This is a genomic window from Roseateles saccharophilus, from assembly GCF_004342485.1.
Taxonomy (GTDB): domain Bacteria; phylum Pseudomonadota; class Gammaproteobacteria; order Burkholderiales; family Burkholderiaceae_C; genus Pelomonas; species Pelomonas saccharophila.
The window spans coordinates 1-12,274 of record NZ_SMBU01000019.1; the positions used below are offsets into that span (position 1 = coordinate 1).

Genomic DNA, 12,274 nt, shown 5'->3' on the forward strand with positions numbered 1-12,274 from the left:
GTCCCGCGATGACCGCGGCAGCGTTCTCACGAACGCCCCCAACGTTCCTGGGACATCAAGCCCTGGCAAGCCTCAGACAGCGACGGTCATAACAATCCGCAAAGGCGCCGAGCACCTGAACGAACTGCTGACCGAGATCCTGGATTTCTCCAAGATCGAGGCAGGTGCGATGGTCTTGCACGAGGAGGTTGTCGATCCGGTCGCCCTCGTCAGGGGCACGGCGGATTTCTTCGCGTTGACGGCCCAGGAGAAGGGGTTGGCGCTGCGCGTCAGCATCCCCGCGGACTGCCCGCGCCGCTGGATCGGCGACAGCCTGCGCCTGAAGCAGATCCTCAACAACCTGCTGTCCAACGCGCTGAAGTTCACCAGCCAGGGCCACGTCGAGCTCAGGCTCGAGTGCCGGCCCGGCAGCCTGGTCTTTCACGTCGAAGACACCGGTCCGGGCGTCGCCGAGGAACTGCAGGGCGTGATCTTCGAGAAGTTCCGCCAGGCCGATGGCAGCGTGAGCCACCAGCATGGCGGCACGGGCCTGGGCCTGGCCTTGTCGCGCGGCCTGGCCGAGCTGATGCAAGGCCGGCTGGACCTGCAGTCGACGCCGGGCGTGGGCAGCCGTTTCAGCCTGACGCTGCCACTCGCGCCCGTTCAGGCCTGAGCCCGGCTGTCCAGCTGCAGCAGCGTCCCGGCCATGCGTGCCGCCGCGCCGCGATGCGCGCTGGCGAACGCCAACGCCTGTTCCTGCATGGCCCGGCGCGCGGCGGCGTCAGTGCACAGGGCCAGCCCGGCGGCGATGCCGTCCGCCAGCGTCGCGCACCGCTTTGCCGCCCCCGCCGCCAGCGCCAGTTCGGTCGCCTCGGCGAAGTTGAAGGTGTGGGGCCCGCACAGCACCGGGCAGCCGCAGGCCGCGGCCTCGATCAGGTTCTGGCCGCCCAGGGGCTCGAAGCTGCCGCCCAGCAGGGCGACGCTGGCCAGGCCGTAGTAGAGCGGCATCTCGCGCATCGAGTCGCCGAGCCAGGCGTCCGCGCTCACGGCCTGGGGCGCTGGCTCGTCGAGCCAGGCGCTGCGCCGGGCGAGCTTCAGGCCGGCGTCCTCGATCAACGCGGCGACCGCGTCGAAGCGCTGCGGGTGGCGCGGCACGATGGCCAGCAGCGGGCGGGGGCAGGGTTGCCTCGCCCATTCGGCCAGCAGCGCGGCCTCCTCGCCTTCGCGGCTGACGGCCAACATCAGCACCGGCCGGCCGAGCTGCGCGGCCCAGGCCTGGCCGCGGGCGATCAGCGCCGGGTCGACGGCGATGTCGTACTTCAGATTGCCGGCCACCTCCACGCGTGGCGCGCCCATCGTGCGCAGCCGCGTCGCATCGGCCTCGCTCTGCGCGAGCACCAGCGTCATGCGCTGCGCGGCCGGGCGCATCAGCGCCGCGAAGCGCAGGCCCTGGCGCAGGCTCTTCTTGGACAGGCGGGCATTGGCCAGCACCATGGGCAGGCCGGCCTTCTCGGCCTCGCGCTGCAGCACCGGCCAGACCTCGGTCTCCATCAGCACGCCGAGGCGCGGCTGCCAGCGGCCCAGGAAGCGGCGCACGGCACCGGGCGTGTCGTAGGGCAGCCAGGTCATCGCGTCGCCATCACGCAGCAGGGCCTGGGCGGCCTCACGGCCGGTGGCGGTGGAATGCGTGAGCAGGATGCGCAGGCCCGGCTCGCGCTCGCGCAGCGCATGGACCAGCGCGCTGGCGGCCCGCGTCTCGCCCAGCGACACGGCGTGGATCCACAGCCGGCCGGGTGCCGGCTGCGCGCCTTTGTAGAGACCCAGCCGCTCGCCGAGCGCCTGCCGGTAGAGCGGCTCCCGGGCGCCACGGCGCCACAGACGCAGCAGGTACAGCGGCGTCAGTAGCCGCAGTGCGGTGGCATAGAGCCACCGGGCGGGTTCAATGGCCGGCGGCAAACGTGGCGTCCGGCTTCACGCGCTTGAGCTGGGCCAGCACGTCGTGCTGGATGCGCTCAAGTGCCTCGGGCGTATGGCCTTCGAAGCGCAGCACCAGTACCGGCGTCGTGTTGGACGGGCGGATCAGGCCGAAGCCGTCGGCGTACTCGAAGCGCAGGCCGTCGATGGTGATGATCTCGGTGGCGCCGGGGAAGTCGGCCAGCGTAACCAGTTCCTTGAGCTTCTTGACGACCTCGTGGTGCTCGCCTTCGGCGCAGGGCACGTTGAGCTCGGGCGTGTTGAAGCTGTTGGGCAGGGCCTTGAGCGTGGCGCTGGGGTCGGCGTCGCGGCTCAGGATCTCGAGCATGCGGCCGGCCGTGTACATCGCGTCGTCGAAGCCGTACCAGCGCTCGGCGAAGAAGATGTGGCCCGACAGTTCGCCGGCCAGCGGCGCGCCGGTTTCCTTCAGCTTGGCCTTGGCCAGCGAATGGCCGGTCATCCACATCAGCGGCTTGCCGCCATGCTCGCGGATCCACGGCGCCAGGCGCTGGGTGCACTTGACGTCGAAGATGATCTCGGCGCCCTTGTTGCGCTTCAGGATGTCGGCCGCGATCAGCATGATCTGGCGGTCCGGCATGATCATCTCGCCGTCCTTGGTGACGATGCCGAGGCGGTCGCCATCGCCGTCGAAGGCCAGGCCCAGCTCGGCATCGCAGGCGTGGACGATGCGCTTGAGGTCTTCCAGGTTCTCGGGGCGCGAGGGATCGGGATGGTGGTTGGGGAAGTCGCCGTCCACCTTGGAGTAGATGTCGATGACCTCGCAGCCCAGCGCGCGCAGGATGGCCGGGGCCGAGGCGCCGGGGATGCCGTTGCCGCTGTCGACGACGATCTTCATGGGCCGAGCCAGCTTGCAGTCGCGCACGATGCGGGCGGCGTACTCGGGCACGATGTCCATCGCGGCCGTGCGGCCCTTGCCGCTGGCGTAGTCCTCGGCCTCGATGCGCCGGCGCAGGCCCTGGATCTGCTCGCCGTAGACGGCCGCGCCCTTGAGCACCATCTTGAAGCCGTTGTAGTCCTTGGGGTTGTGGCTGCCGGTGACCTGGATGCCGGAGTTGCAGCCATGCTTGCCGCGCGTGGCGGCGACGTAATAGAGCATGGGCGTCGTCACGGCGCCGATGTCGACGACGTCCAGGCCGGTGGACGCGATGCCGCGGATCAACGCGCTAACGAGGCCGGGGCCCGACAGGCGGCCGTCGCGGCCCACGGCCACGGCCTTCTCGCTGGCGGCCTTGGCCTCGGTGCCGAAGGCGCGGCCCAGGTGCTCGGCGAGTTCCTCGTTCAAGGTCTGGCCGACGACGCCGCGGATGTCGTAGGCCTTGAAGATGGATGCGTGAACCTGCATGGATGCCTCGGAGATCGGGTTTGAAAAGCGCGGCGGATTGTAGGCAGGCGGCGTGGCTGTCCGTCCATCTGCCCGTCTGTCGATTCGTCGCTGTAACCGCCAGGCCGGGGCCGCAGGCTTCCTACACTCGCGGCCCATGACGTTCAAAGAGGAATTCGCGCAGGCCCTGCGCCACCAGCGCATGCTGATGAAGCGCCGGCCCGACCGGCTGCGCATGCGCGCGCTGATCTACCTGATCTGGCTGGTCGGCTTCGGGCTGTTCTTCGCCACCATCAACGGCCTGCAGAGCGGCCGGCTGGGCTCGGCCGGCTGGTGGCTCGGCGACGTGCCGGGCCATATGCTCGTCAGCGCCTGCGTGACGGCCTGCTTCGTCATCGGCTTTCGCGGCTTCGAGCGGCTCGCGCCGCAGCGCTGGCTGGACACCATCATGGGCTGGCGTGACTGGCGCTCGGGCGTCTTCTTCTCGACCTTCTCCATCGCCTGCTCGCTGCTCGGCGTCGTCATCGGCCTGGGCGTCGTCGACCGTATCTGGCTCAGCCAGGGGCTGGACAAGCTGCTGGCCCAGCCCGGCTTCTGGCGCGAGTTCCTGTCGGTATCGGTGCTGGTCACCTTCATCATGGGCCTGCGCTACCGCGCCCGCTGGAAGCAGGAGATGCTGCAGGCCCGCGTCACCGAGGCCCAGCTCAAGCTGCTGCAGGGCCAGATCGAGCCCCACTTCCTGTTCAACACGCTGGCCAATGTGCAGAGCCTGATCGACTTCGACCCCGAACGGGCGAAGCTGATGCTGGAGCGCTTCACCGACTACCTGCGCGCCAGCCTCGGCCAGTTGCGCGGCGACGCGACGACGCTGGCCCAGGAGTTCGCGATGCTGGAGGCCTATCTCGGGCTGATGCAGCTGCGCATGGGCGAGCGCCTCAAGGTCGAGCTGGCGCTGCCGGCCGAGCTCGGCGGCATCGAGGTGCCGCCGCTGCTGGCCCAGCCCCTGGTCGAGAACGCCATCCACCACGGCCTGGAGCCCAAGATCGCCGGCGGCACGGTGGCCGTCAGCGCCCGGCGCGTCGACGGCCGGCTGTGGATCGAGGTCGCCGACGACGGCCAGGGCCTCGACGGCCCGAAGCGCCGCGGCGGCAACGGCGTCGCCCTCGGCAACATCCGCGCCCGGCTGGCGGCCCGCTTCGGCCCCTCGGCCACGCTCGACCTACTGCCGCGCGATGGCGGCGGCACGCTCGCCCGCATCCAGATTCCCCTTCCTGCCCAAGCCTCATGACCACTGCCCTGATCGCCGACGACGAACCCCATCTGGTCCAGTACCTGAAGGCCCAGCTCGCCCAGGCCTGGCCCGAGCTGCAGATCGTCAGGACGGCCGCCAACGGCGTCGAGGCCGCCGAGGCCATCGCCGCGCTCGAGCCCGACCTGGCCTTCCTCGACATCCAGATGCCCGGCCTGACCGGCCTGGAGGTGGCCCAGGGCATCGAGGGCGCGACGCGCGTCGTCTTCGTGACGGCCTACGACCAGTACGCCATCGACGCCTTCGAGGCGCGTGCCGTCGACTACCTGCTCAAGCCACTGAAGGCCGAGCGGCTGGCGGCCTGCGTGGCCCGGCTGCGCGCGGCGCCGTTGGCGAACGGCGGCGACGATGCGCTGGCCGAGACGCTCAAGCGCCTGCTGCCCGGCGCCGCAGCGCCGGCAAGGTTGCGCTATATCCGCGCCGCCCAGGGCGAACTGATGCACCAGATCCCGGTCGACGACGTGCTGTTCTTCCACGCCGACGACAAATACACCGTCGTGCAGACGGCGACGCAGGAGCACCTGATCCGCACGCCCATCTTCGAGCTGGCCGGCCAGCTCGACCCGGAGCGCTTCTGGCAGGTCCACCGCTCCACCATCATCAACCTCGACCACCTCGCCGGCACGCGCCGCGACGAGCAGAGTCGCCTGTTCGTGCGGGTACACGGCCAATCGCGCGAACTGCCGGTCAGCCGTGCCTACGTCCATCTCTTCAAGGCCATGTAAGCGCCCGCTGCGGCGCAGGGGCATGTCCGAAAACTGCCAGTCCAGGGCTGCGGCCCGCCCTAGACTGGCTGCATGTCGCCCGAGAACCTGCCCCCCGACGCCGCCTACGCCGCGCTCCAGGCGCATGACGCGCGCTTCGACGGCCGACTCTATGTCGGCGTCACGTCCACCGGCATCTATTGCCGGCCCGTCTGCCGGGTGCGCCTGCCGCGGCGCGAGAACTGCCGCTTCTTCTCGACGGCGGCACAGGCCGAGGCCGAGCGCTTTCGCCCCTGCATGAAATGCCGGCCCGAATTGGCGCCCCGCGCACTGCCGTGGACGACGATGGACGCCTCGCGGACGCTGGCGGCCCAGGCCGCCGCCTGGCTGGACGCTTGCGACGACGCCGAGGCCAGCGTCGAGGATCTGGCCCGGCACCTGGGCATCACGAGCCGCCATCTGCGCCGCATCTTCCAGGCCGAGCATGGCGTCGCGCCGCTGCAATACCTGCAGACGCGCCGCCTCCTGCTCGCCAAGGCGCTGCTGACCGACAGCACGCTGCCCGTCCAGGAGGTCGCCTTCGCGGCCGGCTTCGCGAGCCTGCGCCGCTTCAACGCCGCCTTTGTCGAGCACTACCGCCTGCAGCCGACGGCGCTGCGGCGCGAGGGCGGCGGCGCTGCGCCCCTGTCCAAGCTGCGCCTGAGCTATCGCCAGCCCTATGACGTCGCCGGCGTCCTCGCCTTTCTCGCGCCGCGTGCAGTGGCCGGCGTCGAGGCCGTGGCGGCCGGCGATGTCACGCGCTCGCTCGCACTGGTGCACGCCGGTGTGCGCCACGCTGGCTGGCTGCGGGTGGGATTCGACAAGGCGGGGGAGGTCGGTGTCGAGCTGTCGCCCGCGCTGTGGCCGGCCGTGGGTTCGCTGTTGCCGCTCGTGCGCCGCTGGCTGGACCTGGATGCCGACCCCGAGGCCATCGCCCATGCTCTGGGCGAGGGCGGTGTGCCGGGCCAGCGCCTGCCGGGCTGCCTCGACCGCTTCGAGCTGACGGTGCGCGCCGTCCTCGGCCAGCAGGTCACGGTGGCCGCGGCACGGACGCTGGCGGGGCGCTTCGTCGAGCGCTTCGGTGAGGCCCTGCCCGAGTCCGAGCAGGCACCCGAGGGCTGCGGCCGGCTCTTCCCGGCGCCCGAGCGCATCGCCGCCGCGACGCGCGACGACATCGCATCGCTCGGCATCATCGGCCGGCGCGCCGACAGCCTCGTCGCACTGGCCCAAGCCTGGCCCGCGCTTGCCTTTGCGCGGCGCGAGGGCACGCCCGAGGCCGCGGCAGAGGAGCTCACCGCCGTCCCCGGCATCGGCCCCTGGACGGCCGGCTACATGCTGATGCGCGGCTGGAGCTGGCCCGATGCCTTTCCGCCCGGCGACGTCATCCTGCGCAAGGCCCTGAGCGGCGACGGGCCGCCCATCTCGCCCAAGGCCTACCTCGAGGCGGCCGAGCGCTACCGGCCCTTCCGCAGCTACGCCGTCCTTCATCTATGGAGAAAATCATGAGCCACCATCACATCCTGCAGCGCCGCATTGCGACGCCACTCGGCCCGCTGACGGCCGCTCGCAGCGCAGCCGGTCTGTCGGGGCTGTGGTTCGACGGTCAGAAGCACCATCCCGGGCCGCTCGACGTGCCCGAGGACGACGGCAGCGACGCCGTGCTGTCGGCCGCTGCCGCCGCACTGGCGGCCCATTTCAGCGGCGGGCGCTACGAGCTGCCGCCGCTGGATCCGGCCGGCACGGCCTTCCAGCGCGAGGTCTGGCGGGCACTGCTGGAGATCCCGGCCGGCACGCCCGACACCTATGGCCACCTGGCCGAGCGGCTTGGCCGTGCGCAAGCCGCGCGGGCTCTGGGCGCGGCGGTCGGGCGCAACCCGATCTCCATCCTGATTCCCTGCCACCGCGTCGTCGGCGCGGACGGTTCGCTGACCGGCTATGCCGGCGGCCTGGAACGCAAGAAGGCCCTGCTCAGCCTGGAGGGCGTTTCGGCATGAAGGCTTTCGATATCGGCGAACTCGTCCTGCTCGCGGCGCTGTGGGGCGCTTCGTTTTTGTTCATGCGCCTGGGTGCCCATGAGTTCGGGCCCGTGCCGCTGGCGGCCGTGCGCGTGGGCCTGGCCAGCGCCATGCTGGTCCCGCTGCTGGCCTCGCGCGGCCAGCTCGCCGAGCTGCGTACGCACTGGAATGGCTTGCTGCTCGTCGGCGCGCTGAACAGCGCCATCCCCTTCGCGCTGTTCTCCTTCGCGGCCCTGTCCATCACGGCCGGCCTGTCCAGCATCGTCAACGCGACGACACCGCTGTGGACGGCCGTCGTCGCCTTCGTCTGGCTGGGCCAGAGGCTGACGCCGCTGCGCGTGCTGGGCCTCGTCATCGGCTTCGCGGGCGTGGCCTTCCTGGCCTGGGACAAGGCCAGCCTCAAGCCCGGCGCCGACCACAGCGGCCTGCTGGCCGTGCTGGCCTGCGCGACGGCGACGCTCTGCTACGGCCTGGCGGCCAATGCGACGAAGCGGTTCCTCACCGGCGTGCCGCCGTTGGCCGTGGCCACGGGCAGCCAGTTTGCCGCGACGCTGCTGCTCGCGCTGCCGGCAGCCTGGCTGTGGCCTGCTGCGATGCCGGGCGCCGTGGCCTGGAGCAGCGCCCTCGGCCTGGCCGCGCTCTGCACGGCCCTGGCCTACATCCTCTACTTCCGGCTGATGAGTCGCGTCGGGCCGACGAACGCGGTGTCGGTGACCTTCCTGATCCCGCTGTTCGCCATCCTGTGGGGCGCGCTGTTCCTGCATGAGGCCGTGACGGCGAAGATGGTCGCCGGCGGCGCCATCGTGCTGGTGGGCATTGCGCTGGCGTTGGGATTGGTGGGTCCCAGGGCGCGCTGACGCGGCAGTGGGGTCTTCCGGCGCGGCAATGCAGGGCGCCGCGACCGGCGCGCATCCGTCAGAAGCGGTAGCAGTGGTCTGGCTGCGCCTCGCCGCCGGCGACCTTCACCGTGGACACCGACACGGTCGCACCGGGATATGCACCCTGCTGGCAGGCGATCAACGCCTCCCGGCTGCCTTCCACACCCCGTTCGATCAGCGATTTTCGAGGCTCCAGCCGAATCGACCGCACGCGTTCAGGCGGTTGGGAGCCGATGCTGCCTGCCCTGGCGAAGGCGGCGAGTGCCGCGGCAGTTGGCGGTATCCGCAAGTCCAGCCGGGCCACGGTGCCTGGCCCCGTCGGCGGGTTCGGTGCGGCGACGGTGGCGGGCTCGTCGCTGTCCATCGCCTGCACCTGCATCGACGCTGACATCGCGACGAGCAGCGACATCGCGGCCGGAACGCCGAAGCGGCGCATCGTCACTTCGGCGTGGGCGTGGTAGTCCCGTCCAGCCGGATCACCCGGCGCGAGCGGCTCTCGGTGTCGTCCAGCGACTCGCTGACGAGGCGGTTGTGCTGCTCCCAGTCCTCGGCGCTGCGGATGATGCTGGGCTTGATGAGGACGACGAGCTCGCGCTTGTGGCCGACGTTGGCGCGGTTGCCGAACAGCGTGGATGTCAGCGGGTTGCTGTCGGCGCCCGGCAGACCGGAACCGCGGCGCGTGGCCTCCATCTGCATCAGGCCGCCGATGGCGACGATGAGGCCGTCGTGGATGCGCACGACCGTGTCGGTCTCGTTGATGCTGGCGCTGGCCAGCGGCAGGCGGAAGCTGCCGACCGAGCCGAGGTCGACCTGCTTGATCTTCTCGGTCACGTTGGACACCGAGGGGTGGATGTGCAGCGTGATCATGTCGGCCGCGTCGATCTGCGGCGTGACGTCCAGCGCGATGCCGCTGAAAAATGGCGTTAGTGTCAGCGTTGGGATCTGGTTGACGGTGGTGCCCGTGCTGCTGGAGCTGTTGTTCGAGTTGCTGCCGCTGATGCCGGTGATGAAGTAGTCGTCGGTGCCGACCTTGAGCACGGCCTTCTGGTTGTTCAGCGTTGCGATGCGCGGGCTGGACAGGATCTGCGTGTCGCCGTGGCTCTCGAGGAAGCTCAGCAGTGCCTGGAAGCCGCCGCGCGACAGCGCGAGGCCGAAGCTGCCGCCGCCGGCCGAGGGCAGGGGGATGAGGTCGGGCCAGGCCGGGCTTTGCGTGCCGGTGGACAGCACCGGCAGGCCGCGCGAGTTGCTGACCAGCGGGTTGATGATGGTGTTGACGCCACTCGGGATGGACGGGTTCACGCTGGTCTGGCCGATGGCGCTGTTGTTGCCGATGCGCGACCAGTCGATGCCGCTCTGGTAGCCCTCGCGCAGCTCGACCTCGACGATCTTGGCCTCCAGCATGACCTGGCGCTCGACGGCGATGCGCGTCGCCTTCAGCCAGGCCTCGACATGGCGCAGCTCGTCGGGCATGGCGCGCACGGCGACGGTGCCGGTCTGCGGGCTGGTGATGACGGTGCGGCCGTCGCCGGTGCCGACCAGGGCCTTCAGCGCCGCGGCCGTCTCGCCCCAGAAGTCGCTCGCGACCTTGGTGCTGAGCTGGCTGCTTTCCTGCTGCAGCACGGTGTTCGTGCTGCCGCCGCTGCCCGGCACCGGCGTCGGGCTGCCGCCGGCGCCGCTGGGGTTGTTCTGGCTGCTGATCGGCGCGGCTCCGGAGCTGACGCGCACCTCGCTGCGCCCGCTGCGCTGCAGGGCCAGCGCGTTGATCGTGAAGACGCGCGTTTGCAGCGTCGGCGGGAAGACGGTCACGCGGCGGCCGTCGATGGAATAGTCGAAGCCATAGACCTCGCGGATCGCGTCGAGCGATTCGCGCAGCGTGACGCCCTTGAGCGTGACCGACAGCTGGCCCGACACGGCCGGGTGCACCAGCATGCTGTAGCGCGTGTCGCTGACCAGGGACAGGAAGACGTCGCGCGCATTGGCACCGTTGACGATGAGGTCGAAGCGCGGTTCCGGCGGCAGGGCCGGCGGGGGCGGCGGCACGGGCCGGGCCTCGGCCGCCTGGGCTGGGGTGGCCGAGGCGGCGGCGGCAGGCGCTGCGGCGCGCTGGGCCTGCAGTTCCGCGCGCAGCGCCTGGCTGGGCTGAGCCACGCTCAACGGCTTGTCGGCGCAACCCGCGAGCAACGCGGTGGCTGCGCTGAGCAGCAGGAGGCGGGGGACGGGGGCCTTCATGGCTTCTCCTTGGAATTCTTGGCGCCGGCGGCGGCCCTGGCCGGAGGCGGACGTTTCTCGACGCCACCGTACAGCGGCTCGCGGCGCAGCTGGCCCGACTCGCGCAGCCAGACGGCCTGCTCGGTGACGCGCTCGATGCGCGCGCCGTCGAGCTGCTCGCCGACGCCGTAGCGGCGCCCGCGCACGACGACATAGCCGCGGCCGCTGCTGAACACGACCTGGCGGATGCTGTTGTCGGGGGCTTCGCCGCCCGGGGCCGATGCCGCCGAGGCGGCCTGGGCCGCGGCCACCGCGCCGCGCAGCGCCGGCGGCCAGGCCATGGGGTCGCGCGCAGGCTCGTCGGCGGCACGGGCCGACAGCGTCGGCAGCAGCAGGAGCAGCAACGGGAGGCGGGTTCTCATGGCTGCACCTTCAGCAGGAAGAGCTGGGCCACCAGGCGCGGTGCGTCGTTGGCGCCGGACGCACTCAGATGCATTTCGCCCCAGCGCAGGCCGGGCAGCTCCTGCTCGAGGGCCTGCAGATAGTGCTGCAGGTCGCGGTAGCCGCCCTGGACCTGCAGCTCCACGCCCTGCCAGCTGATGCCGGGCAGCGCTGAGGGCGCGGGGCGGGCGGCCGATGCAGGAGCGGCTGCGGTGGCGGCCGTGACGGGGCTGTCGTCAAGCAGCCTCAGCCGCTCCAGCACGAGGCCGGGCTGCTGGGCCAGCAGGCGCTGCAGCACGGCCGACAGGGCCTCGGCACTGCTGAGCGAGCCGCCCCTGCGCAGCTCGGCGTCCAGGCGCTGGCGCTCCGCCTGGGCGGCGTCCAGGCGCTGGCGCAGCCCGTCTGCCGGGTCGGCGCCCACGCTGCGGCTGGCGGCGACGAACTGCTCGCGCAACTGTTTCAGCTCGGCGGCCTGCTGGGCCTGGCTGTCGCTGCGCAGCTTGGCGCGCAGCGACAGCGGCGAAAGCACGAGGGTGTCGAAAATGGCGGCCAGCACGGCGACGATGCTCAGGAACAGGATGACGCGCTCGCGCAGGCTCAGCCCGTCGATGCGCTTGGCCTGGCGTTCCCACCGGGCCTGCAGCGGCGCGAGGCGGCGGCTCAGCAGCGCCATGTCGATGCGCGTGCCGGCCTTCATCGAGCACCTCCCGAGGCGGCGCTGGCCGGCGCGGCGGGCGCGCTGACGACGCGGAAGGCCCACACGGGCAGGCCGCCGGTCGATGGCGCCAGGCCGCCGCGCGACAACAGGGCATGGGCGCCGTCCTCGTTGCCCGGCGCGCCCGGCCTTTCCACGCGCAGCGCGGCTAGGCTCTGCCCGGCCAGCGCCGGGTGACCTGCCAGCTGGGCGAGCCAGGGGCGCAGCGTGGCAGTGTCCAGCGTGCCGCCGACCAGCTCCAGCCGGCCGGGTGCATAACGCAGCTCGTTGAGCCAGGCGGTCTCGGGCAGGCTGCGCGCGACCAGGGCGAGCAGCGCGGAGTTGCGCCGTTCGGCGCCGGCACCATCGGCGCCCAGGGCCAGCAGCAGCTGGCGGCGTTCGCCGTTGCCGCCTTCGAGGGCCTGCAGCCGCTGTTGCAGGGGCGCGGCGTCGAGCGGCGCGGGCAGGCCGGCCCGCGCGACGATGAGGGATTGCTTCTCGGTGGCGAATCGGGCCAGCAACGCCTGGTGCTGGCCCTCGGCGCGCCGGTCCTGCCATTGCAGCCACAGCGCGGCGACGAGGCCCGCGAGCAGCATCAGGCCGCTGGCCTGCAGCAGCGTCAGCGCCGAGAAGACCCGCCGGGGGGCCAGCAGGATGGGCGCGAGCAGGTTGATTTGCTGGGTCATCGCCT

The 12,274-nt window shown here is 71.5% G+C and carries 13 protein-coding genes; 6 read left to right on the top strand and 7 right to left on the bottom strand.

Annotated features, from left to right (window positions below):
* Nucleotides 1-652 (top strand): sensor histidine kinase (locus EV671_RS15650; RefSeq protein ID WP_243655756.1); only part of this gene is annotated, 652 nt, incomplete at its 5' end.
* On the opposite strand, the gene EV671_RS15655 is transcribed toward EV671_RS15650, so the two are convergent.
* Nucleotides 643-1,935, bottom strand: coding sequence for a 3-deoxy-D-manno-octulosonic acid transferase (locus tag EV671_RS15655; protein ID WP_132573373.1), 1,293 nt, complete (start codon nucleotides 1,933-1,935; stop codon nucleotides 643-645). The genes EV671_RS15650 and EV671_RS15655 overlap by 10 nt on opposite strands.
* Complete coding sequence (locus EV671_RS15660) at nucleotides 1,919-3,316, bottom strand: phosphomannomutase/phosphoglucomutase (RefSeq protein WP_132573376.1); 1,398 nt, start codon at nucleotides 3,314-3,316, stop codon at nucleotides 1,919-1,921. Before EV671_RS15660 ends, EV671_RS15655 begins: the two co-directional genes overlap by 17 nt.
* A gap of 136 nt (nucleotides 3,317-3,452) precedes the next feature.
* Here EV671_RS15660 and EV671_RS15665 point away from each other — a divergent pair, with 136 nt between their 5' ends.
* The 5 genes from EV671_RS15665 to EV671_RS15685 all read left to right on the top strand — a co-directional run bounded on the left by EV671_RS15665 (nucleotide 3,453) and on the right by EV671_RS15685 (nucleotide 8,219).
* Complete coding sequence (locus EV671_RS15665; protein WP_132573378.1) at nucleotides 3,453-4,583, top strand: sensor histidine kinase; 1,131 nt, start codon at nucleotides 3,453-3,455, stop codon at nucleotides 4,581-4,583.
* Nucleotides 4,580-5,329 carry a LytR/AlgR family response regulator transcription factor gene (locus EV671_RS15670; protein ID WP_132573380.1) on the top strand — a complete coding sequence of 250 codons (750 nt, stop codon included), beginning with the start codon at nucleotides 4,580-4,582 and terminating at the stop codon, nucleotides 5,327-5,329. The genes EV671_RS15665 and EV671_RS15670 overlap by 4 nt, the downstream gene beginning before the upstream one ends.
* A 72-nt stretch (nucleotides 5,330-5,401) precedes the next feature.
* Nucleotides 5,402-6,853, top strand: coding sequence for a DNA-3-methyladenine glycosylase 2 family protein (locus tag EV671_RS15675; RefSeq protein WP_132573382.1), 1,452 nt, complete (start codon nucleotides 5,402-5,404; stop codon nucleotides 6,851-6,853).
* Entirely contained in the window at nucleotides 6,850-7,341 is a 492-nt protein-coding gene (locus EV671_RS15680; protein ID WP_132573384.1) for a methylated-DNA--[protein]-cysteine S-methyltransferase, read from the top strand. Before EV671_RS15675 ends, EV671_RS15680 begins: the two co-directional genes overlap by 4 nt.
* Nucleotides 7,338-8,219, top strand: a complete 882-nt coding sequence (locus tag EV671_RS15685) for a DMT family transporter (protein ID WP_132573386.1) — start codon at nucleotides 7,338-7,340, stop codon at nucleotides 8,217-8,219. The genes EV671_RS15680 and EV671_RS15685 overlap by 4 nt, the downstream gene beginning before the upstream one ends.
* Before the next feature lie 58 nt (nucleotides 8,220-8,277).
* Here EV671_RS15685 and EV671_RS15690 read toward each other — a convergent pair whose 3' ends face one another.
* From EV671_RS15690 to EV671_RS15710, 5 genes are read right to left on the bottom strand one after another with little or no spacing between them, the layout of a single operon-like run.
* Nucleotides 8,278-8,676 (bottom strand): hypothetical protein, encoded by a 399-nt coding sequence (locus EV671_RS15690; RefSeq protein ID WP_132573388.1) that lies wholly within the window; start codon nucleotides 8,674-8,676, stop codon nucleotides 8,278-8,280.
* A gap of 2 nt (nucleotides 8,677-8,678) precedes the next feature.
* Nucleotides 8,679-10,469 carry a pilus (MSHA type) biogenesis protein MshL gene (locus tag EV671_RS15695; RefSeq protein ID WP_132573390.1) on the bottom strand — a complete coding sequence of 597 codons (1,791 nt, stop codon included), beginning with the start codon at nucleotides 10,467-10,469 and terminating at the stop codon, nucleotides 8,679-8,681.
* Nucleotides 10,466-10,870 carry a hypothetical protein gene (locus EV671_RS15700; RefSeq protein WP_132573392.1) on the bottom strand — a complete coding sequence of 135 codons (405 nt, stop codon included), beginning with the start codon at nucleotides 10,868-10,870 and terminating at the stop codon, nucleotides 10,466-10,468. The genes EV671_RS15695 and EV671_RS15700 overlap by 4 nt, the downstream gene beginning before the upstream one ends.
* Nucleotides 10,867-11,586, bottom strand: coding sequence for a hypothetical protein (locus tag EV671_RS15705; protein ID WP_132573394.1), 720 nt, complete (start codon nucleotides 11,584-11,586; stop codon nucleotides 10,867-10,869). The genes EV671_RS15700 and EV671_RS15705 overlap by 4 nt, the downstream gene beginning before the upstream one ends.
* Nucleotides 11,583-12,269, bottom strand: coding sequence for a PilN domain-containing protein (locus EV671_RS15710; RefSeq protein ID WP_132573396.1), 687 nt, complete (start codon nucleotides 12,267-12,269; stop codon nucleotides 11,583-11,585). The genes EV671_RS15705 and EV671_RS15710 overlap by 4 nt, the downstream gene beginning before the upstream one ends.
* Nucleotides 12,270-12,274: the final 5 nt, after the last annotated feature.